The organism is Nocardia spumae (genome assembly GCF_020733635.1).
Classification (GTDB): domain Bacteria; phylum Actinomycetota; class Actinomycetes; order Mycobacteriales; family Mycobacteriaceae; genus Nocardia; species Nocardia spumae.
In genome coordinates, this window is record NZ_JAJFZL010000001.1 from 2674707 (window position 1) to 2697128 (window position 22422).

Below are 22422 nucleotides of genomic sequence, written 5' to 3' on the forward strand. Positions count from 1 at the left end.
ACCGCCGGCAAACGTGGCGTCCGACACTGCGATCGGAGGATTCGCGAGCGGTCGGGTGGGGAACTCGGCAAACGGTACGGTCAGCGCGGTCACGACGGCCCTGGGCTCGCGTAGCGGGCGGACCGGGGTGCATCTACAGTGGCGGTGTACGGCCGACCAGCCGGTCGAGTGGGAAACCGACGACGTGTGACCCACGCCGTCTGTCATGCAGGAAGTGTTGCAAGATGCCTTTCACAGGCGGTAACAAGGCGGGATCCGGTGCCGCGGGCAAGGTAGGCCCCGACAGTGGTTATTTCCGGCGTCTGGGGCGTCGTCTGACAGCCGATCTCGATGTGCTCGATGCGGAAGAGCTGGCCGAGACTTCGGAAGCGTCAGGCGCGTGCAGGGCGGCTGAATGCCGGCGTGGCGAAGAGGTCACCATGCTGGGGCGGCTGCGCAGTGTGGAGGCCTGTCCGAAGTCGGCCAGCGCCACGATGGAAGCAGAATTCTTCGACGGGACCGACGCGGTGACGTTGGTGTGGATCGGCCGGCGCCGGATTCCCGGCATCGAACCGGGACGCCGTATCCTGGTTCGTGGCCGCATCGGTGATCGTGATGGGGCCAAGGTGATCTACAACCCCAACTACGAACTCCGCGAGAATTCCTGACGTATGCCGAGACCCCACCACGACGAGGGCGCCGACCCGGCCGCCGCGGCCGGACTCCGGGTGAGCCCGGTCGAGGGGCGCGGCCGGCATCGCCTGCGCGAGTCCGCCGACGAGCCGGCGGCCGACGGCTCCTACACCGACGAAGAGCGTGAGGGGGAGATCCAGCAGACGCTGCTCGAGCAACTCGGCGGTATCAGCGGTCTCGTCTACTCCACGTTGCCGGTGGTGGTGTTCGTTCCCGCCAACACGCTGTGGGGCCTGACCGTCGCCATCTGGACGGCGCTGGCGACCGCCGCGGGTGTGCTGGTCTGGCGGCTCGTGCGTCGTTCGCCGATTCAGCCGGCGATCTCCGGATTCATCGGGGTCGCGGTCTGCGCCTTCATCGCACATCGCACCGGCGCCGCGAAGGGGTATTTCCTGTTCGGCATCTGGGCCAGCCTGGTCTATGCCGGGGTGTTCCTGGTGTCATTGCTGGTGCGGTGGCCGTTGGCGGGCGTGATCTGGGGTGTGCTCAACGGGCACGGCCACGACTGGCGCTCGGACCGGCGCGCGATGCGTCTCTACGATCTGGCCACCGTGGTGTGGGTGGTCGTCTTCGGCGCTCGCTATCTGGTGCAGAACCATTTCTACGACACCGGCAGCACCGGCTGGCTCGCTGCCGCGCGTATCGCCATGGGCTGGCCGCTGACCGCCATCGCCCTGCTGGTCACGGTGTGGGCGGTGCGCCGCGCCGGACATATGCCGGCGTCGTCGGCAGCGGACTGAACCGCCTGCGGCCCGACCGTGCCCCCGATGCCGGGGGCATCGCCTCGACGGGGTGGGGTGAACCCACCCCTGGGGTGTCTATCTCGGTGCCGTGATTCGTCGCACGATCGTGAGGACAGTAGCGATCGGCGAGAGGATCCCCAGTGGTTACCGAGGACGAGACGGTGGCGACGAACAGCCCGGCGAAGGGCACGGGTGTCCGCTCGCCGCGATCGGCGCCCGTGGGATCCGACAGCCGCCGCGCCGCCGCCGAGCTGGATCGGCTGATCGGCCCGGCCGCCGCGGGTGATCAGCGCGCGGTCACCGAGATCATCAAGATCGTGCACCCGCTGGTGCGGCGGTACTGCGCCGCACGGGTCGGGACCAGCAGTAATCCGCATGTCACCGCCGACGACATCGCGCAGGAGATCTGCATCGCGACCGTCACCGCCATTCCGCGCTACCGCGATCAGGGCAAGTCGTTTCTGGCCTTCGTCTACGGCATCTCGGCGAACAAGGTGGCCGACGCGTTCCGCCGCGCCCAGCAGCATCCGTCCTATCCGGTGGCCGAATTCCCCGAAACCGCTTCGAACGCACCGGGACCCGAGGACTTGGCCCTCGATATGGAGCGCCGCAGGGCCACCCGCGAACTGATGACGATTCTCGCCCCGGCGCATCGTGAGGTGCTGGTGATGCGGATCGTGCTCGGCTGGACCGCCGCGCAGACCGCCGAGGCGATCGGCACCAGCCCCGGTGTGGTCCGGGTGATGCAGCACCGCGCGCTGACCAAGCTGCGGGCCCGGCTGACCGCCGAAACGGCCTGAGCCGCGCTCAGATCGACGCGGACGGTTCCGAGCCGGTCGGTTCGGCGGTGAGGTTGCGGCGCAGTTCGTCCTCGGCGTCGACCGACGCGACGAACAGCAGTTCGTCCTCACCTTCGAGCGGATCGTCGGGCTGGGGCACGATCACCCGGCCGCCCCGCAGAATCGTCACCAGCGCGACATCGCGCGGCAGCGACAGCGTGCGCACCGCGCGACCGGCCAGTGCGGTATCGGTGGGCAGGGTGATCTCCACCAGGTTGGCCTGCCCCTGGCGCAGCGTCATCAGCCGGACGAGATCGCCGACCGAGACCGCCTCCTCGGCGAGTGAGGCGAGCAGCCGCGGTGTCGACACCGCGACGTCGACACCCCAGGACCCGTCGAACAGCCACTCGTTGCGCGGATCGTTGACCCGGGCCACCACCCGGCGTACACCGAATTCGGTCTTGGCGAGCAGGCTGAACACCAGATTCGCCTTGTCGTCGCCGGTGGCCGCGATCACCACCTCGTAGTCCTGCAGGCCCGACTCCTCGAGTAGTTCCAGCTCGCAGGCATCGCCGTGGATCCAGATGGCGGTGGGGGCGGCGGCCGGGTCGATATGGTCGAGGCGGCGCTCGAGCAGCGTGACCCGGTGCCCACCCCGCAGCAATTCCTGGGCAATGGAGCGGCCGACGGCGCCGGCCCCCGCGATCGCTACGTTCACGACTGGTCCTCGCTCGAAGGTGCGGTAGCGGCGACGGCGACGACCTCGCCGACCTTGTCGGAGACGGCGGCGACATAGACGGCGTCGCCGGCCTGCAGCACCGTTTTGCTGGTGGGCAGCAACGCCTGCCCGAAGCGGACGAGGAAGGTCACCCGCACCGGAATCGCGTCTTCCAGATCTCGTACGGTACGCCCGTACCAGTCCTCGTGCAGGACGAGTTCGGTGACCGAGCCGGTACCGGTGGGATCGCGCCAGGTGGCGGTGGTTTCGTCACCGGTCAGGGTGCGCAGGAAACGGTCGGTGGTCCACGGCACGGTGGCGATCGTCGGAATGCCCAGCCGCTCGTAGACCGCGGCCCGCTTCGCGTCGTAGATCCGGGCGACGACCCGTTCCACGCCGAAGGTCTCCCGTGCCACGCGGGCGGCGATGATGTTGGAGTTGTCACCGTTGGAGACCGCGGCGAACGCGCCCGCGCGCTCGATTCCGGCCCTGGTCAACACATCCCGGTCGAACCCGACGCCGGTCACCCGCTCACCGGGGAAATCCTTGCCCAGGCGCAGGAACGCGCCCGGATCCCGGTCGATCACGGCAACCTCGTGGCCGATCCGGACCAGGGCGCGCGCCAGCGCGGAGCCGACTCGGCCGCACCCCATGATCACTACGTACACCGTGTCAACCCCAATTCCGCCGAAAACCGTGGTGTGCGGTCTGGTTCCCTCTCGGGGGAACCGTACCCGTTGACGGCTCCCTGCAGCACGTTCCCCCATCCGGCGGAACCGAAACGCGAGTGAACCACCGGCTATGTCACATCGGGCCGTGCCCTTATGCTGTGCCGAGTGTCGAAGTTGACGACGGCCGTCAAGCGCATGGTGGTCGGCCGCCCATTCCGTAGTGATTCGCTGGGACATACCCTGTTGCCCAAGCGGATCGCGCTGCCCGTCTTCGCCTCCGACGCCTTGTCGTCGGTCGCGTACGCGCCCGAGGAGATCTTCCTCGTGCTGTCCACGGCCGGCCTGTCCGCGTATGTCTACACACCCTGGATCGGCTTGGCGGTCGCCACCGTGATGGCGGTCGTGGTGGCCAGTTACCGCCAGAACGTGCACGCCTATCCGTCAGGCGGCGGTGACTACGAGGTCGCGACGGTCAATCTCGGTCCGATGGCCGGGCTGACGGTGGGCAGTGCGCTGATGGTCGACTATGTGCTCACCGTCGCGGTCTCGATCTCCTCCGCGGCGTCGAACATCGGTTCCGCGGTGCCGTTCGTGGCCACTCACAAGGTGCTGTTCGCGGTGGCGGCGATCGTGCTGCTCACCGCGATCAATCTGCGCGGGGTGCGGGAATCGGGCACCGCGTTCTCGATCCCCACCTACGGCTTCATGATCGGTGTCTTCCTGATGCTGGCCTGGGGGTCGGTGCGGATCTTCGTCTTCGGTGACGATCTGCATGCCGAATCGTCCGGTTTCAGCCTCAACGGCAACGAATCGCATCTGCAGGGCATCGCCTTCACCTTCCTGATCGCGCGCGCGTTCTCCTCCGGATGCGCCGCGCTGACCGGTGTGGAGGCGATCAGCAACGGGGTCCCCGCCTTCCGCAAGCCGAAATCCCGCAATGCCGCCACGACGCTGCTGATGCTCGGCGCCATCGCGATCACCCTGCTGATGGGCATCATCCTGATGGCCCGCAAACTGGGCGTCGTCTTCGCCGCGAACAGCTCGGATCTGGTCGGCGCACCGGCCGGCTACGAACAGAAGACACTCGTCGCCCAGCTGGCCCACACGATCTTCGACGGTTTCCCGGCCGGTTTCTTCTACATCACCATCGTCACCGCGCTGATCCTGGTGCTCGCGGCCAACACCGCGTTCAACGGTTTCCCGGTCCTCGGCTCGATCCTGGCGCAGGACCGCTTCCTGCCGCGCCAGCTGCACACTCGCGGCGACCGGCTGGCGTTCAGCAACGGCATCCTGTTCCTGTCCGGAGCCGCGATCGCGTTCGTGGTGCTGTTCGGCGCCGAGGTGACGCGACTGATCCAGCTCTACATCGTCGGTGTGTTCGTCTCGTTCGTGCTCAGTCAGACCGGCATGCTGCGGCACTGGACCCGGCTGCTGCGCACCGAGACCGACCCCGTCGTCCGGCGGCGGATGCTGCGTTCGCGGGTGATCAACGCCATCGGCCTGACCATGACCGGTGCGGTGCTGATCATCGTGCTGATCACCAAATTCCTTGCCGGAGCGTGGATCGCGATCGTCACCATGGCCGCGATCTTCGGCCTGATGCGGCTGATCCGCCGCCACTACGACACCGTCGGGCGCGAACTCGAGGAGCAGGAGTTCACCGGGGTGCTGCCCAGTCGCACGCATTCGATCGTGCTGGTGTCGAAACTGCATCTGCCGACCCGCCGCGCCCTGGCCTACGCCCGCGCCACCCGGCCCGACACGCTGGAGGCGGTGACCGTCAACGTCGACGAACCCGATACCCGGGCGCTGGTGCGGGAGTGGGGTGACAGCGATATTCCGGTGCCGCTGAAGGTGATCGAGTCGCCCTATCGCGAAATCACCAAGCCCGTCGTCGATTACGTCAAGCGGGTGCGCAAGGATTCCCCGCGCGATGTGGTGACCGTGTTCATCCCCGAATACGTGGTCGGGCACTGGTGGGAACAATTGCTGCACAATCAGAGTGCGCTGCGGCTCAAGGGCCGCCTGCTGTTCGAGCCCGGGGTGATGGTCACGAGTGTGCCGTGGCAGCTCAGCTCGTCGACCAAGGCCCGCCGCCCCGAGGTGGTCAACGCGCCCGGTGCGGTACGCCGCGGGTACGAGGATCGTTCGTGAGCGCAGGGCCGGACTGGTTCGGCGAGACCTTCCGGGTGCGGCTGGGTGCCCCCGGACACGGTGGTTTCTGTATCGCCCGGCACGAGGGCCGGGTGCTGTTCGTCCGGCACGGATTGCCCGGTGAGCTGGTGGTGGCCCGGGTCAGCGAGGACCGGGGTGGTTCGTTCTGCCGTGCCGAGGCGATCGAGATCCTGGAGCCGTCGCCGGATCGGGTGGCGTCGAATTGCCCGGTCTCCGGCCCCGGCGGCGCGGGCTGCTGCGATTTCGCCTTCGCCACCCCGCGGGCACAACGCGCGCTGAAGGCATCGGTGGTCGGCGAGCAATTGCGTCGGCTGGCGCACTGGGACACCGAGGTCGTCGTGGAACCGATTCCCGTGCCGGCGGGCACGGCGGCCGGCGACGTCCCCCAGATCGGGTGGCGGACCCGGGTGCGGCTCGTGGTCGACGCCGATGGCCGCGCGGGCGTGCACCGGTACCGCGGCAGTGAGGTGATCGCGGACCTGCGCTGTCCCCAGCCGGCGCCGGGTGCGGTGGACGGGATCGCCGACCGGAGCTGGACTCCCGGGGCGGAGCTGGTGATCGCGGTCGACGGGGACGGGCTGCGCCATATCGTCGAGCTCGCGCCCACGGCGGCGCCCAGGCGCGGTGGCGATCGCCGTGCGACCGCGGCCCGGCGCGCCGCGGCCCACGCGCGGCGCGCGGAACGGGTGGTGTCGGGCAGCGGCCGGGCGGTGCAGTATGTGTCCGGACGCCGGTGGGAGATATCGGCGACCGGGTTCTGGCAGCCGCATCGTGGTGCGGCGCAATGCTATTCGGATCTGGTGGCCGAGTGGGCGGATCTCGGCGCCGGATCGTCGGCGTGGGATCTGTACTGCGGAGCGGGAGTGTTCGCTGCCCGCCTGGCCGAGCAGGCCGGACCGGCCGGTTCGGTATCGGGCGTCGAATCATCACGATCGGCCGTCGCCGACGGCATCGCGGCGCTACGCGACCTATCCGGTGTCGAGCTGTTCGCCGACCGGGTGGAACGCTGGATCGCGGCCCGCGATCGCACCCCGCACGTGGTCGTGCTCGATCCGCCGCGCGCCGGTGCCGGGAAGCAGGTCATCGCGGCGCTCGCCGCCGCAGGTCCCGATCGGATCATCCATATCGGTTGTGACCCGGCCGCTTTCGCGCGCGATATCGGCCTCTACCATGAGTCGGGGTACCGGGTCGGGGCGCTGCGTGCCTTCGACGCGTTCCCCGCCACCCATCATGTGGAGTGCCTGGCTCTGCTCGAACGACGGTGACTGCGGCTCAATCCAATTGCCACGTCGCGCGCAGATCGGCGCTGACCTGCTGTTCGCCGTATTCGACGGCGACGGGTGTGTCGGTGGCGACGCGGGCGGCCATGAACCGGATCTCGCCCCGCGGTTCCGGTACGGCGGCGGTGTTCTCGGTGATCTCCAGCACCGGCCCGAGTGCTCGCTCGGCACGGGCCGCGTAGCGCCGGGCCCGGTCGAGGGCATCGTCCCAGGCCGCCTCGCGTGCCCGGATCAGCAGTTCGGCCTGATCGGCGACCGTGAGGTTCAGCCCGCCGAGCCGGACGTCGTCCCCGCCGGCCTCGACCGCGCGCGCGATGATCGCCGCGGGATCCGCGGCCGCGTCGGCGGTGGCCGGGATGCGCAGCCCGAGGGTCAGCGACGTGGTCGCGACATATCCGGTGATCCGGGCGCCCTCGTTCTCGGACCAGGTGGTCTCGGTACGGACCGACAGCCCGGTGGTGGCGATATCGGCCGAGGCGACCCCGTCGGCGCGCAGGGCATCGGTGACCGCCGCGGTCCGCTCACCCGCCCGGCCGTAGGCCGACGCCACGGATTGCGCCCGGGTCTCGATCGAGATCGACACCTGCATGCGGTCGGGGGTGGCGCTCGCGCTGCCGTGGCCGAACGTGGTCACGGTCCCCGTGCGCGGCTGCTGGGTGAGACCGGATCGCTGCTGCTCGGTGGTCATATCGTCCTTCCTGCGGTGCGGACGGCCGCCGCCCACTGTAGTGCCGATGATCTATGTCGAGCCTCACACCGATCGCGAATATTGCAGCTCGCCGGTCATTCCCGTCGTCGGGCGCGGATTCGGCTCCGTAGACTGTTCGAAACAGATGAGCATCGGAGAGGGAGCGAGAACGGTGGGAGTTCTTTCCCGGGTCGATACGCCCGAGGACCTGCGCCGGCTGACGGTACCCCAGCTGCGCGAGCTGGCCGAGGAGATTCGGGAGTTCCTGGTCCGCAAAGTCGCGGTCACCGGAGGTCATCTGGGGCCGAACCTGGGTGTGGTGGAACTGACCATCGCACTGCACCGGGTCTTCGACTCCCCGGCCGATCCGATCATCTTCGACACCGGCCACCAGGCCTATGTGCACAAGATCCTCACCGGCCGCAAGGACGGTTTCGACCGGCTGCGCAAACAGGGCGGGCTGTCGGGGTATCCGAGCCGCGCGGAGAGCGAGCACGACTGGGTCGAGTCGTCCCATGCCTCGGCCTCGCTGTCCTATGCCGACGGCCTGGCCAAGGCCTTCGCGCTGACCGGCCAGAAGCGCCATGTGGTGGCGGTGGTCGGCGACGGCGCGCTCACCGGCGGGATGTGCTGGGAGGCGCTGAACAATATCGCCGCCGGCCCGGACCGCTCGCTGGTCGTGGTCGTCAACGACAACGGCCGGTCGTATTCACCGACCATCGGGGGACTGGCCGACCGGCTCGGCGCGCTGCGGATGCAACCGGCCTACGAACAGGCCCTCGACGCCACCAAGCGGTTCGTCCAGGGCATACCGCGGGTCGGGAATTCCGCCTATTCGATGCTGCACGCGCTCAAGGCCGGGATCAAGGACGCCGTCGCACCGCAGGAACTGTTCAGTGATCTCGGGCTCAAGTATGTGGGCCCGGTGGACGGGCACGATCCGGTGGCGCTCGAGGCCGCGCTGCGCCGTGCCAAGGATTTCGGCGGGCCCGCGGTGGTGCACGTGGTGACCCTGAAGGGCCGGGGCTATCAGCCCGCGGTCGATCACGTGGCCGATCAGATGCATTCCATCGGTGTGATCGATCCCGAGACCGGGCGGCCGACCGGCGGCAAGTCCGTCGGCTGGACGTCGGTGTTCTCGGAGGAACTGATCAGACACGGCGAGGAGCGCGACGATATCGTCGCCATCACCGCCGCCATGTCGGGACCGACCGGGCTCGCACCCTTCGGCGAGCGCTTCCCCGAGCGCATGTTCGATGTGGGCATCGCCGAACAGCACGCGATGACCTCCGCGGCCGGACTGGCGCTGGGCGGGCTGCATCCGGTGGTCGCGATCTATTCGACCTTCCTCAATCGCGCCTTCGATCAGTTGCTGATGGATGTCGCGCTGCTGAAGCTGCCGGTGACCCTGGTGCTGGACCGCGCCGGTATCACCGGTGACGACGGCGCCAGTCACAACGGTATGTGGGACCTGTCGGTGCTGGGCATCGTTCCGGGTATCCGGGTCGCCGCACCGCGCGATGCGGCGACGCTGCGCGAGGAACTGGCCGAGGCGCTCGCCGTCGGTGACGGCCCCACCGCGCTGCGGTTCCCCAAAGGTCCTGTCGTCGAGGAGGTTTCGGCGCTGGAACGGCTCGACGGAGTCGATGTGCTGCGGATGCCCGAGGGCTCCTCGGCGCAGGCCGTGCGCGGTGATGTGCTGCTGGTGGCCGTGGGCGCGCTGGGCGCCACCGCCGTGGCGGCGGCGGATGTGCTGACGGCGCAGGGGATTTCGGTGACGGTTGTCGACCCCCGCTGGGTGCTGCCGATATCGGACACCATCGTCAAACTGGCCGAGAACTACCGCATGGTGGTGACGGTCGAGGACGGTGGTCTGCACGGCGGAATCGGCTGCACCGTCTCGGCGCGGCTGCGCGATGCCGGGCTCGATGTGCCCACCCGGGAACTGGGTGTGCCGCAGCAGTTCCTCGATCATTCCTCGCGCGCGCAGATCCATCAGGAGCTGGGGCTCACCGCCGAGGAGATCGCCGAGCGGATTACCCGGTGGTTGTCCGGTGGCGCCGTGTAGATGCCGTGTAGATTCTGAAACCGGTTACAGTTTTCGTCGCCGGTAGGAGTCCGCATGTCGTTCGTGCTCGTCGAGAAACCGCGCCCGCAGATCGCGCTGGTCACCCTGAACCGGCCCGACCGCATGAACGCGATGGCCTTCGATGTGATGGTTCCGCTGCGCGAAACCCTCGAGGCCGTCGCCGCCGACAACGACGTGCGCGTCGTGGTGCTGACCGGCGCGGGTCACGGGTTCTGCTCGGGCGCCGATCTGCAGGGCGCCGGGCGGGTGCCCAATATCGACGGTCTCACCCGCACCACTGTCGCGCGCCGGTCGATGGATCTGCTCGACAGTGTGATGACGACGTTGCGGCGGATGCATCAGCCCGTGATCGCCGCGGTCAACGGGGCCGCGATCGGCGGCGGCTTCTGCCTGAGCATGGCCACCGATATCCGGGTCGCCTCGGAGCAGGCCTACTTCCGGGCCGCGGGTATCAACAACGGTCTGACCTCCGCCGAACTCGGAATCAGCTATCTGCTGCCGCGGGCGATCGGGGCGTCCCGGGCCTTCGAGATCATGCTGTCGGGCCGTGATATCGATGCCGCCGAGGCGGAACGCATCGGTCTCGTCTCGCGCACCGTGGCCCCGGATGACCTGCTGGACACCTGCTACGAGATGGCCGAGCGCATGATCGGCTACAGCCGGGTCGGCACCGAGCTCACCAAGCGCATGCTGTGGAGTGGGATGGAAGCCGGCAGCCTGGAATCGCATATGCAGCACGAGGGCACGGCGCAGCTGTACGTGCGGCTGACCACCGAGAACTTCGACGAGGCGATCCGCGCCCGCCGCGACCGGCGCACTCCGGTCTACGAGGACTGATCCGGTTCCGGGAACAGGGCGGCGGCCAGTTCGGGCACCGCCAGTTCGCGTTGCCAGGTCCGTGCGCCACCGGCCTCCAGATACTTGTCGATCGCCGCGGCCGGTTCCGACGGTGTTGCGCCGGAACGGAATTCGGGTAGTCCGTCCCAGCACAGCCGCCGCAGCAGATCCGGGGTGAGCAGGTTCTCCACCGGAATCGTGTGCCGCTCGGACAATCCGTTCATCGCGGCACGGGCGGCGGCCAGGCGCGCGGCGGCGACCGGGTCGCGTCGTTCCCAGCGATTGACCGGCGGGGGACCGTCGAACGGCTGTGACATCGGCGGTAGTTGCGAATCCGGCAGCGCCCGAGCGCGTTCCACCGCGGTCAGCCATTCGCGCGAATACCGGCGCTGCCGCGGACCGCCGAATACCGGCAGGGCGCGCAGCTGCGGAATGGTCTTCGGATCCGCCTGTGCCGCGGCGATGATCGCCGAATCCGGCAGAATCCGGGCGGGCGCCACATCGCGATGACGCGCGATACCGTCACGGGTGGTCCACAATTCGCGCACGGTCGCCAACTGCCGCGCCCGGCGCAGGGTGTGAATTCCGGAGGTGCGGCGCCAGCGATCGGGTTTCGGCGCGGCCGGCTCGGCGGTGCGCACATGTTCGAATTCCTGTGCGGCCCAGTCGGCTTTGCCCTGTTCGGTGAGTGCCGCGGCGACCTCGTCGCGCAACTCCACCAGCAGTTCCACATCCAGGGCGGCATAGTTGAGCCAGTCCTGCGGCAGCGGGCGGGTGGACCAGTCGGCGGCGCCGTGACCCTTGCGCAGTTCGCGGCCGAGCAGCCGGGCGACCATCGCGGCCAGCCCTACCCGGTCGAATCCGGCCAGTCGCCCGCCCAGTTCGGTGTCGAACAGCTGGGCCGGACGCAATCCGAGTTCGGCCAGGCACGGCAGATCTTGATCCGCGGAATGCAGCACCCACTCCAGATCGTTGATCACCGCGGCCAGCGCGTCCACCGCCGCCGGATCCGGAATCGGATCGATCAGGTAGCTGCCGCTGCCGCGTCGGCGCAGCTGGATCAGATAGGCCCGATTCGAGTAGCGGAATCCCGAGGCGCGTTCCGCGTCCACCGCCAGCGGGCCGGCGCCCGCCGCGAGCGCCGCGGCCGCGGCGGCGATCTGCTCGGCGCTGTCGAGGACCGGAGGGATGCCGTCGGCCGGAGCCAGCAGGGGAACCGCGGTGTCCGCGTCGGGTGGCGTCGCGGGCGGGGGCCCCGGGGTGGTGTCGGACTCGTCGGCTTCGGGCATAGCTTTGAACTCTACGTGGCCCTCAGAACCGGTCGTCGGCGTTCTGTGGATGCGGACGCAAATGGGTGATACCCGCCGGGGGTAGCCCGGCGGCGTAGGCCAGTACCTCGCAGAATGCCTCGACGTGCGGCGCGAGCTGCGTAGAGCCCACCGTCCAGGAAGCGCGCAGCTCCAGCTGGTAGGCGCGCGGTGGTCCGGCGATATCGCCGTAGCGGACCGAACTCGTGGAGGTGACGGTGCCGCCCAGCGCCGTGAATTCCTCACCCCGCGACTCCAGCGCGTCGACCAGCCAGCTCCACGCGACCTCGGGGAGCAACGGATCCCCCGCCAGCGCCGCGTCGATATCGGCCTGAATGTAGGCCACCAGCCGGAACACGCCGTGCCAGGCCTCGTGCCCGTTCGGATCGTGCAGCAGGATCAAGCGGCCGAACGCGTCGTCGTCGGAGTCGACCGGGATCACGTTGGTGTCGGGATGCTTGACCTCCGCTCCGATGGCATAAGAATAGGGAGCCAGTCGCTGGGGAGGCCGGATCGGTGCGAGCTCGATCCGAGGATGGACGGATGCGGTGCCCATCGCATCGACCGCGGCGCGAAACTGGGCTGGTTCGCTGTCAGGCTCCGGGGTCGGTGCGGCGCCGTCGCGGAAGTCGAGCGGTGTCACGAATGTGAACGGTAGACCTGAACCGTGTCCGGCACGCGGAGGCGCGCCGCTACGGGCGCTTGCGCCACGTGCGCACGGTGGCGCGGATGCGCTCGTCGCGGCGGCATACGATAGCGGTGATGAGCACACCAACCCGCCGCCTTCTGTCCGATGCGCCGTTCCTCGCCGCCGCCACCGGCGCCGGGCCCAGCCGGCGTCCCGTCTGGTTCATGCGCCAAGCCGGCCGCTCGCTGCCCGAGTACCGCGAACTGCGCGCCGGGATCGGCATGCTGGAATCGTGCTTCGATCCGGAGCTGGTGTGTGAGATCACCATGCAGCCGGTCCGCCGCCACGGTGTGGACGCGGCAATCCTGTTCTCCGACATCGTCGTTCCACTCAAGGCGGCCGGTATCGATCTCGATATCGTGCCCGGTGTGGGTCCGGTGATCGCCGATCCGGTGCGTTCGGTCGAGGATGTGCGCGCGCTGCCGCGGCTGCGGCCCGAGGAGGTCGGCGCGGTCACCGAGGGGGTCAGGCTGCTGCTCGGTGAGCTCGGCGCGACACCGCTGATCGGATTCGCCGGTGCCCCTTTCACTCTCGCCTCCTATCTGGTGGAGGGCGGGCCGAGCCGCAATCACGAGCGCACCAAGGCGATGATGCTGGGTGAGCCGCGGACCTGGCACGAGCTGCTCGGTGTGCTCACCGATATCACCATCGAATTCCTGCGTGCGCAGATCGCCGCCGGGGTGGACGCGGTGCAGCTGTTCGATTCGTGGGCCGGTGCGCTGTCGCTGGCGCAGTACCGGGAATTCGTCCTGCCGCATTCGGAACGGGTGTTCGCCGAGATCGCCGAGTCCGGTGTGCCGCGCATCCACTTCGGTGTCGGCACCGGCGAGTTGCTGGGTGCGATGGGGGAGGCGGGCGCCGATGTCGTCGGGGTCGACTGGCGGGTGCCGCTGACGGCCGCGGTGCGCCGGGTCGGCGCCGGAAAAGTGTTGCAGGGCAATCTCGATCCGGCCGTGCTGTTCGCGGGGAGCGCGGTCGTCGAACGCGAGATCCGCCGGATCGCGCACGAGGCGGACGAGGCGATCACCCTGGGGGCGGCCGGGCATATCTTCAACCTGGGCCACGGCGTCCTGCCCGATACCGACCCGGCCGCCATCACCGCGGCCGTGGAGTTGATCCACAGCCTGCCCGTCCCGCTGTAACGAGGAGCGTTCGATGCGAGTCGCGGTGATCGGCGGTGGCATCAGTGGGCTGGTCGCGGCCTATCGGCTGCGGCGGGCGCTGGGTTCCGACCTCGAGCTGATCCTGGTCGAGCGACGCGAGCGGATCGGCGGAATCCTGTACACCGGTGAGCTCGGCGGTGGACCGGTGGATCTGGGCGCGGAGGCCTTCGTGGGCCGCCGGCCCGAAATCCCGGCGCTGCTGGCCGAATTGGGCCTGTCCGACCAGCTGGTGCATCCGGCCGGGCGACGGCCGCTGATCTGGTCGGGTGGGGTGGCCCGTCCGCTCCCCGAACGCACCCTGATGGGGATTCCCAGCGGTCCGGACCCGGTCGCCGGCCTGGTCGACGAGGCGACGCTGGCCCGGATCGCCGACGAGCCCGGCCGCCCGCTGCGCTGGGAACGCGGCGGTGACGTCTCGGTGGCCGAGCTGGTCGCCGACCGCTTCGGTCCGCAGGTCGTCGCGCGCAGTGTGGATCCGCTACTGGGCGGGGTGTACGCCGGGCGCGCGGAGTCGATCGGGGTGCGGGCCGCGCTGCCGACGCTGGCGGCCGCGCTCGACGCCGGTGCTCCGAATCTGACGCGGGCGATCGCGGACGCGCTCCCGCCTCCGTCGACCGCACCGGTCTTCGGCGGTCTGCGCGACGGATATCGCGTCCTGCTCGACGGGCTGCGCGAGGCCGCCGCGCCGAAGCTCGAAACCGATACGGTGGCAACGAGTCCGACGCGCACCGCGAGCGGGTGGGCGATCGATCCGATCGGTGCGGTCGACGCGGTGATCCTGGCGACACCGGCGCCGGTGACAGCCGCGCTGCTGCGTGAGGTCGCCCCGGAGGCGGCGGCGGTCGCGAGCGCCATCGAGCTGTCGTCCTCGGCCGTGGTGGCGCTCGGGCTGCCGGTCGGCACGCCGCTGCCCGACAATTCCGGAATTCTGGTCGCCACCGGAGAACCGTTGCGCGCCAAGGCGTTCACACTGTCGAGCCGCAAGTGGCCGCATCTGGCCGAACGGGATGTGGCGCTGGTGCGCGCCTCCTTCGGCCGCTTCGGCGACGACACCCCGCTGTCGTGGTCGGACGAGGAATTGATCGCGGCCGCGGTCGCGGATCTGTCCACGGTCACCGGTGTGGCGATGCGCCCGGAGACCGCCCTCGTCCAGCGGTGGCGGGGCGGCCTGCCGCAATACGCGCCCGGTCACACGGCACGTATCGCCGAGTTGGAGGCCCGGGTGGCGGCGCTGCCCCGGCTGGCGGTGGCGGGCGCCTATCTGCACGGTGTCGGTGTCCCGGCATGTGCCGCTTCGGGAACCGCTGCGGCTCAGCGCATCCTGTCGGAGTAGGCGGTCCCTGGATCACCCGGCCGCCGTCTCGGCGAGCGGTGAGCGCCGGCGGGGCGGCACCGACCGGGTATCCGCCGGAACCGGGTGGGGGCGGACTGGGTGCGGCTGTGCTGTCGTGGAGTGCTCAGTGGCACGATGGTGGCTATGGCGCGACTCGATTACCAAGCTCTCAACTCGACCATCCGGTATCTGATGTTCTCGGTGTTCCAGGTCAAACCCGGGGCCCTGGGCGAGCAGCGCGACACCGTGGTCAAACAGGCGCGCGAATTCTTCGACTCGCTCGACGAGCGCGGTGTCGTGGTGCGCGGAATCTACGATGTGGCCGGTCTGCGTGCCGACGCCGATTTCATGATCTGGTGGCATGCCGAGCGGATCGAGGATCTGCAGGCGGCCTACGCCGAATTCCGCCGCACCACCGATCTGGGCCGCGCGAGCACCCCGGTGTGGAGCAATGCCGCGATCCACCGCCCCGCGGAGTTCAACAAGAGCCACATCCCGGCCTTCCTGGCCGGTGAGGAGCCGGGCAACTACATCTGCGTCTACCCGTTCGTCCGGTCCTACGAGTGGTACCTGCTGCCCGACGAGGAGCGCCGCCGCATGCTGGCCGACCACGGTAAGCAGGCCCGGGCCTATCCGGATGTGCGGGCCAATACCGTCGCCTCGTTCGCCCTGGGCGACTACGAGTGGATCCTCGCCTTCGAGGCGCCGGAGCTGCACCGCATCGTCGACCTCATGCGCGAGCTGCGCGCTACCGACGCGCGCAATCATGTGCGCGAGGAGATCCCGTTCTTCAGCGGGCCTCGGGTGGACATCGAACAGCTGATCGCCGCACTGCCCTGACCGGGGCCGCCGGCCGGTGTGCCCCGGGAATTCGGGGCATGCCGCCGCGGTCTCGTACCCCGTAAGGTCTTGCCGTCAGCTCGGTCGCGCGTCTGCCCGACGTGTCCCGAGGGTTGCGGGACCGGGCATCGGGCCGGGTCCGATCAGCCGGCCGTGTCGTCCGAGGGGTGCAGACGCAGTGCGATCGAGTTGATGCAGTACCGCTTGTCGGTCGGCGTCGGATAGCCCTCGCCCTCGAAGACGTGGCCGAGGTGGCTGTGGCAGTTCGCGCACAGCACCTCGACCCGGCGCATCCCCAGCGAATCGTCGGACCGCAGGATCACCGCATCGGAATCGGCGGGATCGAAGAACGACGGCCAGCCGCAGTGCGAATGGAATTTCTCGGCGCTGCGGAACAGTTCGGCACCGCAGGCCCGGCAGCTGTAGACACCGGTGGTCTCGGTGTCGGTGTATTCACCGGTGAACGCCCGCTCGGTGCCGGCCTCACGCAGCACCGCGTACTCCTGCGGACTCAGCCGGGCCCGCCACTGTTGCGGGCTCAGCTCGATCTTGGGGGCCGGTAGCGACGAGGTCGCGGATGATTCGGCGTCGGAGCTCATGAGTCGATTCTAGTGGCGCTCCCGAACCCGCATCGGGTGTGCGCGCTCACCCCGCGGATCAGCGCAGCGCCCCGGCCTCCGACGGTGTCGGCGGCTCCACCGCGTCATCGTCGGCGGGGACGGGTTCGCGGCTGCCGACCCGGGTGGACGGCGAATCGGTGACGGTGGCCGCCGGGCTCGCCGCGCGTGGCAGCAGGAATGCGGGTTCGATACCCGAATCGAGGCGCCCGTCTCGCCGGGCGGCCAGATACCGGTCGCCCAGCACGCAGAACACCACGATCAGCAGCAACGCCCAGCCGAAGGTGACCCGCAGATACTCCAGGGCGCGACCGGCACTCTGCCAGTGGTCCAGCAGCCATTTGTCGTAGGTCATGAAACCGAAGATCGCCACCCACGCGGGCCAGTTGCGCAGCACCGAATTACGCAGCACCACCGTCATGAGGAACGGGAACAGCATCATCGAGTAGTACTGCTGGCCCAGGCCGGGCAGCAGGAACGAGGCGGTCAGGATGACGCCGGCGCTGGTGCAGACGAAGAACACCTCGTCGTCGCGGCAGTACCGGTACAGCAGCCACAGCGAGATCAGCACCAGTACGCCCAGCACGATCCGGATACTCCAGGTGAGCCACGGCGGCAGGCCGTAGTACTCGGCGTTGCCGACGATGGCGCTGTTGAAGTAGTCGCGGGATTTGAGCAGGTACGGCACGGTGCGGTGGACGAAGTCCATCGGATCCTTGATCAGCGGCCAGGCGATGGCCATCAGCACGACCGGGACGCCGATCGCGGTGATGAACACCTGCCACTGCCTGCGTGCCAGCGGTATCAGCAGCAGCGGCGCGAGCGTCGGTTTCACCGCGATGGTCAATCCCATGACCAGCCCGGCCAGCAGATCGCGTCGCTGCAGCAGCAAGTGGATGAACAGCACCTCGGCCAGCAGGAGGCAGCCGTTGACATTGCCGAAGCCGAGGGTGTTGATGACGGTTTCGGAGGCGAACATCAGCAGCAGCAGCAACGGCGCGGCCACCGACTTCGTCGAGTACTTGAACAGCCGCAGCAGCAGGTACCAGGCCAGGATGATCGCGACCGCGTTCAACGCGATGAAGCACCAGCGAGATTTATCCGGATCGATCAGCGCCAGCGGCGCGACCAGCAGTGTTCCGCTCGGCGGGTACAGGTAGTGCGGATCGACGAGATCGAAGTTCTCACCGTAGATCGACCGGCCGTTGAGAAATGCCAGCGACGCCTTGTAGACGGGTGCGAAGTCGTCGGTGATGCTGAAATTGGTCCCTTTGACGATGACCTGGTGCAGCACGGTGAGTATCGCGAAGGGCCACAGTGCGAAGTTGAACACTTCGGCGGTGGTGCGAGCGGTGCGCGGCTCGAGCTGACGAAGGAACACTGGGGCACGGTACACCGGAAACCCTGGCTATGGTTGCGCGGACCCGCCGTCGAGCGCGTGATCGATCGCATCGGTCACAGGTGGTCAGGCCGGGCAGGCGGTGCCGTCGGCCGGCAGTGTCGCATCCTTCAGATAGGCGGTGATGTTCTGCTGCGCGCAGCCGGAGTGAGTGAACACCGGATGCCCCCAGCCCTGCCACTGCACGGTGGAGGTGCGCGCACCGGCGGCGCCGAGCGCACCGGTGACCGATGATCTGCCCTCACCGCCGACCACCGGGTCGGCGGTCGTGCCGAGTACCAGCACGGGCAGTGCGAATGCGCCCGGCTGCTTCGGTGCCTGTGCGGCCGGCCAGGCCGAGCATTCCATCAGTCCGGTCGCGCCCGTCCGGCCGAATACCGGATACTTTGCGCCCCAATCGTTTTCCAGCTGCTTGGCGCGGTCCGGCGTGGCCGGCTGCTGGTTGTCGCTGCAGCGCGACACGAATTGGCCGTCGGATCCGATCGCCGCGGCCTCCCGGGTGACCAGTCCCTGTAGCGGACCGCGGTCGCCGCGTCCGGCCGCTGACAGGGCATCGGCCAGTTCGGTGGTGTGCGCGGGCTGGTCGGCGCGGGGATCACCGAGGAAACCGGTGATGGTGGTGGTCAGGGCGGATGCGGACAGTTCGCCGAGTTGCCCGGATCCGGCTTTGCCGACCAGATCGGTGATCGCCGCCCGGGGATCGGGTCCGAGTGAACAGCCGAGATCGGCGCAGCGCCGCGCGAATCCGGTCAACGCGGCCTCGGCGCCCTTGACCTGCTGTTCGGTCCGGGTGACCGCGTCGGTGCCGCTCGGTTCGGGTGAGTCCAGTACCAGCCGGGCCAGGTGATCACCGTATTTGGCCGCATATCCGAGTGCCACCCGGGAACCGTTGCCGGTGCCGAGCAGATCGATCCGATCGACCTGCCACTGCTTGCGCAGCTGCTCGATATCGTCGGCGGCGTGCGGGGCGTCGAAGGTCCCCTGGTACGGCTGCAGGAAGTCCTGGCAGGCGATGGTGGCGTTCTGGCTCAGCGTCGCCATCGCGTCCACCTTGTCGCCGCCAGGGGCGAACTGTCCGTTGTCGGCCAGGCCCTGTCGGATGTCGTCGGGCAGGCAGTCGATCGGCTGCGAGCTGCCGATGCCGCGCCGATCGACCCCGACGAGTGGGTGGCTGGCCAGGATCTCCGCGCCCGGGCCGGAGACCAGGCCCGCGACGGTGGCGGTGGTGGAGCGGTCACCGCCGGAGGTCACCACCAGCGGCGCGGCGTCGGCGGGGGTCTGCGGGGTGCGGGCACGGACCGCGGCGATACGGAAGGTGCCCAGCACCGATCCGCCGGAATCGATCGGGCTGGAGAATTCGGCGCATTCGAAGATCACCCCGGCCGGCGGCGCACCCGTTCCCAGCAGGTTGAACGTCGGTGCGGCGCAATCGTGCCAGGACAGATCGGTTGTGGGCACCTGCGCCTGCGGCGGCGCCGCCGCAGCGGCGCTGGTGCTGGTGGCCGGGCCCGATCCGCCGTGCGGATGTTCCACCGCCACGCCCGGACGTTGCGACGGTCCGGCACCGCAGGCGGTGGTCAGCAGAACCGTCAGCGACGATGCCAGCAGAGCGGCGCGAGTCCAACGCATGCGTTACACCCTGCCAGGTTCGGTGCGCCGTTTCAGCTCTGGGTGCGCGTGCGCTCCCATCGGGTGAGCACCGTGCCGTCGTCGTCGAGCAGCGCGTGACGCAGGCTCATCGCCGTCGGCAAGGCCTTGGGCGACACCGCGATTCGTCCCGCGGTGCCGCCGACCAGCAGTGGTGAGACGGTCAGGCACAACTCGTCGACCGCACCCGCGCCGATCAATTCGCCGAACAGTGACGGCCCGCCCTCGCACAGCACCCGCAGCAGACCGCGTTCGGCCAGCACGCGGCGGATATCGGCGGCGGTGACCGTGCTCTGGCCGGCCTCGATCACCTCCGCGCCGGTGCCGGCGAGCAGGTGTTTGCGCGCGCTGTCGGCGGCGGCGGTGGTGAGAATCAGCGGCGGGCGCTGGGTATCGGTGAACAGCCGGCTCGCCGGGTCCAGCGCCGCGCTCGCGGTGACGACCGCGATGGGCGGCGGCGCGCCGTCACGCGCGCCGCCCAGACCGTGATGGTGCAGCCGCATCCGGCGCCGGGAGTCGGTGCGGGCGCCGCCGTAATTCTCCGCGCGCACGGTTCCCGCGCCGACGAGGATCACATCGGCCAGGTCCCGCAGGATGGCGAAGACGGTGCCGTCGGCGGGCCGTCCCAGCGCACCGGAACGGTCGTCCACGGTGGCGGCGCCGTCGAGGCTGGCCACGAAGTTGACCCGGATCCACGGCGTCTCCACCGCGGCCGGATAGGTGTAGAGCTGAACGAGGTCGGTGATCTCACCGGCGCCGTCGGCCGTCAGGGCTGTGAACTGGATCGCATCGGGGACACGCTGCATAAGGTCCGATCACACCACGTCAGTACGCTACGAGCGTGCAACAACGCCTCGTCGATCGCCATCCGGAGGTTCCGGCCGATCAACTCATCGCCCAGATGGTGCCGCCGCCCACATTCGACGAGGTGAGTTTCGCCTCCTACATTCCCGACCCGAAGGAGCCGAGTCAGGCCGCGGCCGTGACCGCGGCGCGCGACTTCGCCGAGCGGGTGGGCAAAATTCACGCCGCCGCGGGCAAGAAATCATTGTTCGGTAAGAAGAAGCAGGTCAGCGGCGCGGGGCTCTACCTCGACGGTGGCTTCGGCGTCGGCAAGACCCACCTGCTGGCCTCGATCTTCCACGCGTCGCCGGGGCCGAAATCGTTCGGCACCTTCGGAGAATTGACCAATCTGGTCGGCGCGCTGGGCTTCACCAACGCGGTGGAACGGCTCGGCGGCAACAGCGTGTTGTGCATCGACGAATTCGAACTCGATGATCCGGGCGACACGATGCTCGTGTCGCGTCTGCTCACCGAGTTGACCGCGCGCGGCGTGTCGGTGGCGGCGACGTCGAACACCCTGCCCGATCAGCTGGGGGAGGGCCGGTTCGCCGCCCAGGACTTCCTGCGCGAGATCCGCAAACTGGGCTCGTTGTTCGAGCCCATCCGGGTCGACGGCCCCGACTATCGCCACCGCGATCTGCCGCCCGCGCCGGAACCGACCGATCCCGAGGTCCTGACCGAAAAGGCCGCGGCGACATCGAATTCCACCCTCGACGATTTCGACGCGCTGCTGAAGCATCTCAGCACGCTGCATCCGTCGAAGTACGGCTCGCTGATCGCCGACGTCTCGGCGGTCTACATCCGCGGCGTGCACACCATCACCGACCAGGCCGTCGCGTTGCGCATGGTGGTGCTCGCCGACCGGCTCTACGACGCGGGCACGCCCGTGACGGTGGCCGGGACGCCGCTGGACAAGATCTTCTCCGAGGAGATGCTCGGCGGCGGATACCGCAAGAAGTATCTGCGTGCGATCTCCCGGCTGCTGGCGCTGTCGCGCTTCGAGGTACCGGCGGGCTGAGTCCGTTCCGTACGGCGTACCGTCGGGGACGAAATCGCACCATGGACGAACGTCCAGTTTCTCCGATCGGAGCTGATATGGCCCCCCGTTCGATTCGCCTCGCCGCCGCGGTGGCGGCCGGAGCCCTCATCGTGACCGGCCCGGCGCTGGGTGTCGCGGTCGCCGCCGATCCGCCCGCCCCGCCGCCGGCGGTGGCGGTGAACACCCAGGATCGCGCGCTGCCGCTGGCCAGTGTGCAGAACGCCCGCGATATCGGTGGTTACCGCACGACCGACGGCCGGGTGGTGAAGACGGGGCTGGTGTTCCGCAGCGCGGACCTGAGCAGATTGTCCGACGCCGACTCCGCGGCCCTCGCCGCCCGCGGTCTGCGCACCGTCGCCGATCTGCGCACGAGCTACGAGCGGGCGCTGAGCCCGGATCGCGTCCCGGCCGGTGCGGCACTGCATGTCCACGATGTGATCGGTCAGGCGCCGCCGCAGGTGATGGCCTCCACCCTCAGCGCGGGCAGTGACCTCTATCGCGCCTTCATCACCGCGCCGGGTGCGAGCGATGCGTTCGCGGGCGTCCTGCGCGACATCGTCGACGCCGACGGCTCGGTGCTGTTCCACTGCTCGGCCGGCAAAGACCGCACCGGATGGACCGCCGCCGTGCTGCTGACGATTCTCGGCGTCGATCGCGACACCGTGAACTACGACTTCCTGCTGTCGAACTACTACCGCAACGCGTCCGAGGGCGATGCGCTCAACGGTGTGATCCTCTCGGCGCTGGACTCGGCCTTCGATCAGGTGGATCAGAGCTACGGCAGCTTCGACAACTACGTCCGTGACGGACTGAAGTTGAGCGACAACGATATCGCCGCGTTGCGGGCGAAACTGCTGTCCTGACACCGGTTTTCGGCATGCGGTGCGCAATCCG

At 69.0% G+C, this 22422-nt stretch carries 21 protein-coding genes; 12 read left to right on the forward strand and 9 right to left on the reverse strand.

Features of this window, described 5'->3' with window-relative positions:
- Positions 1 to 224: 224 nt before the first annotated feature.
- From LKD76_RS11690 to LKD76_RS11700, 3 genes are all read left to right on the forward strand, one after another.
- A complete protein-coding gene (locus LKD76_RS11690) occupies positions 225 to 647 on the forward strand; it encodes an OB-fold nucleic acid binding domain-containing protein (RefSeq protein WP_227981042.1) in 423 nt (140 codons plus the stop codon).
- Positions 648 to 806: 159 nt separating this feature from the next.
- The gene (locus tag LKD76_RS11695; protein ID WP_227985218.1) at positions 807 to 1412 is read left to right on the forward strand and encodes a DUF3159 domain-containing protein; all 606 of its coding nucleotides are present in this window, start codon (positions 807 to 809) and stop codon (positions 1410 to 1412) included.
- Positions 1413 to 1555: 143 nt separating this feature from the next.
- On the forward strand, positions 1556 to 2215 hold the full coding sequence (locus LKD76_RS11700; RefSeq protein ID WP_227981043.1) for a sigma-70 family RNA polymerase sigma factor: 660 nt from the start codon (positions 1556 to 1558) through the stop codon (positions 2213 to 2215).
- A gap of 7 nt (positions 2216 to 2222) precedes the next feature.
- Here LKD76_RS11700 and LKD76_RS11705 read toward each other — a convergent pair whose 3' ends face one another.
- On the reverse strand, positions 2223 to 2912 hold the full coding sequence (locus tag LKD76_RS11705; protein WP_227981044.1) for a potassium channel family protein: 690 nt from the start codon (positions 2910 to 2912) through the stop codon (positions 2223 to 2225).
- Positions 2909 to 3580, reverse strand: a complete 672-nt coding sequence (locus tag LKD76_RS11710) for a potassium channel family protein (protein ID WP_227981045.1) — start codon at positions 3578 to 3580, stop codon at positions 2909 to 2911. The genes LKD76_RS11705 and LKD76_RS11710 overlap by 4 nt, the downstream gene beginning before the upstream one ends.
- Before the next feature lie 168 nt (positions 3581 to 3748).
- Here LKD76_RS11710 and LKD76_RS11715 point away from each other — a divergent pair, with 168 nt between their 5' ends.
- Both LKD76_RS11715 and LKD76_RS11720 read left to right on the forward strand, forming a co-directional pair.
- On the forward strand, positions 3749 to 5737 hold the full coding sequence (locus tag LKD76_RS11715; RefSeq protein WP_227981046.1) for an APC family permease: 1989 nt from the start codon (positions 3749 to 3751) through the stop codon (positions 5735 to 5737).
- Positions 5734 to 7023: a class I SAM-dependent RNA methyltransferase gene (locus LKD76_RS11720; protein ID WP_227981047.1), complete on the forward strand. Its 1290-nt coding sequence runs from the start codon at positions 5734 to 5736 to the stop codon at positions 7021 to 7023. The genes LKD76_RS11715 and LKD76_RS11720 overlap by 4 nt, the downstream gene beginning before the upstream one ends.
- A gap of 7 nt (positions 7024 to 7030) precedes the next feature.
- Here LKD76_RS11720 and LKD76_RS11725 read toward each other — a convergent pair whose 3' ends face one another.
- On the reverse strand, positions 7031 to 7726 hold the full coding sequence (locus LKD76_RS11725; RefSeq protein WP_227981048.1) for an SIMPL domain-containing protein: 696 nt from the start codon (positions 7724 to 7726) through the stop codon (positions 7031 to 7033).
- A gap of 172 nt (positions 7727 to 7898) precedes the next feature.
- Here LKD76_RS11725 and dxs point away from each other — a divergent pair, with 172 nt between their 5' ends.
- Both dxs and LKD76_RS11735 read left to right on the forward strand, forming a co-directional pair.
- Positions 7899 to 9794 (forward strand): 1-deoxy-D-xylulose-5-phosphate synthase, encoded by a 1896-nt coding sequence (gene dxs, locus LKD76_RS11730; protein ID WP_227981050.1) that lies wholly within the window; start codon positions 7899 to 7901, stop codon positions 9792 to 9794.
- Between the two features lie 54 nt (positions 9795 to 9848).
- Positions 9849 to 10652: an enoyl-CoA hydratase gene (locus tag LKD76_RS11735; protein WP_227981051.1), complete on the forward strand. Its 804-nt coding sequence runs from the start codon at positions 9849 to 9851 to the stop codon at positions 10650 to 10652.
- On the opposite strand, the gene LKD76_RS11740 is transcribed toward LKD76_RS11735, so the two are convergent.
- Positions 10640 to 11941, reverse strand: coding sequence for an HRDC domain-containing protein (locus tag LKD76_RS11740; RefSeq protein WP_227981052.1), 1302 nt, complete (start codon positions 11939 to 11941; stop codon positions 10640 to 10642). The genes LKD76_RS11735 and LKD76_RS11740 overlap by 13 nt on opposite strands.
- A gap of 22 nt (positions 11942 to 11963) precedes the next feature.
- The gene (locus LKD76_RS11745) at positions 11964 to 12515 is read right to left on the reverse strand and encodes a DUF3000 domain-containing protein (protein ID WP_372465983.1); all 552 of its coding nucleotides are present in this window, start codon (positions 12513 to 12515) and stop codon (positions 11964 to 11966) included.
- A 206-nt stretch (positions 12516 to 12721) separates the two neighbouring features.
- Here LKD76_RS11745 and hemE point away from each other — a divergent pair, with 206 nt between their 5' ends.
- The 3 genes from hemE to hemQ all read left to right on the forward strand — a co-directional run bounded on the left by hemE (position 12722) and on the right by hemQ (position 15983).
- The gene (gene hemE / locus LKD76_RS11750) at positions 12722 to 13789 is read left to right on the forward strand and encodes a uroporphyrinogen decarboxylase (RefSeq protein ID WP_227981054.1); all 1068 of its coding nucleotides are present in this window, start codon (positions 12722 to 12724) and stop codon (positions 13787 to 13789) included.
- Between the two features lie 13 nt (positions 13790 to 13802).
- Positions 13803 to 15143, forward strand: a complete 1341-nt coding sequence (locus LKD76_RS11755) for a protoporphyrinogen oxidase (RefSeq protein WP_227981055.1) — start codon at positions 13803 to 13805, stop codon at positions 15141 to 15143.
- Between the two features lie 144 nt (positions 15144 to 15287).
- Entirely contained in the window at positions 15288 to 15983 is a 696-nt protein-coding gene (gene hemQ, locus LKD76_RS11760; RefSeq protein ID WP_227981056.1) for a hydrogen peroxide-dependent heme synthase, read from the forward strand.
- Positions 15984 to 16126: 143 nt separating this feature from the next.
- On the opposite strand, the gene msrB is transcribed toward hemQ, so the two are convergent.
- From msrB to LKD76_RS11780, 4 genes are all read right to left on the reverse strand, one after another.
- Complete coding sequence (gene msrB / locus LKD76_RS11765) at positions 16127 to 16582, reverse strand: peptide-methionine (R)-S-oxide reductase MsrB (RefSeq protein ID WP_227981058.1); 456 nt, start codon at positions 16580 to 16582, stop codon at positions 16127 to 16129.
- A 58-nt stretch (positions 16583 to 16640) separates the two neighbouring features.
- Positions 16641 to 17981 carry a glycosyltransferase family 87 protein gene (locus LKD76_RS11770; RefSeq protein ID WP_227981059.1) on the reverse strand — a complete coding sequence of 447 codons (1341 nt, stop codon included), beginning with the start codon at positions 17979 to 17981 and terminating at the stop codon, positions 16641 to 16643.
- A gap of 84 nt (positions 17982 to 18065) precedes the next feature.
- Positions 18066 to 19628 (reverse strand): alpha/beta hydrolase, encoded by a 1563-nt coding sequence (locus LKD76_RS11775; RefSeq protein ID WP_227981060.1) that lies wholly within the window; start codon positions 19626 to 19628, stop codon positions 18066 to 18068.
- Between the two features lie 32 nt (positions 19629 to 19660).
- Positions 19661 to 20452, reverse strand: coding sequence for a pyrimidine reductase family protein (locus LKD76_RS11780; RefSeq protein WP_227981062.1), 792 nt, complete (start codon positions 20450 to 20452; stop codon positions 19661 to 19663).
- A 35-nt stretch (positions 20453 to 20487) separates the two neighbouring features.
- On the opposite strand from LKD76_RS11780, the gene zapE reads away from it, so the two are divergent.
- Together zapE and LKD76_RS11790 are read left to right on the forward strand one after the other, a co-directional pair.
- Positions 20488 to 21507: a cell division protein ZapE gene (zapE, locus tag LKD76_RS11785; RefSeq protein WP_227981063.1), complete on the forward strand. Its 1020-nt coding sequence runs from the start codon at positions 20488 to 20490 to the stop codon at positions 21505 to 21507.
- 77 nt (positions 21508 to 21584) lie between these two features.
- Positions 21585 to 22391 (forward strand): tyrosine-protein phosphatase, encoded by an 807-nt coding sequence (locus LKD76_RS11790; RefSeq protein WP_227981064.1) that lies wholly within the window; start codon positions 21585 to 21587, stop codon positions 22389 to 22391.
- Positions 22392 to 22422: the final 31 nt, after the last annotated feature.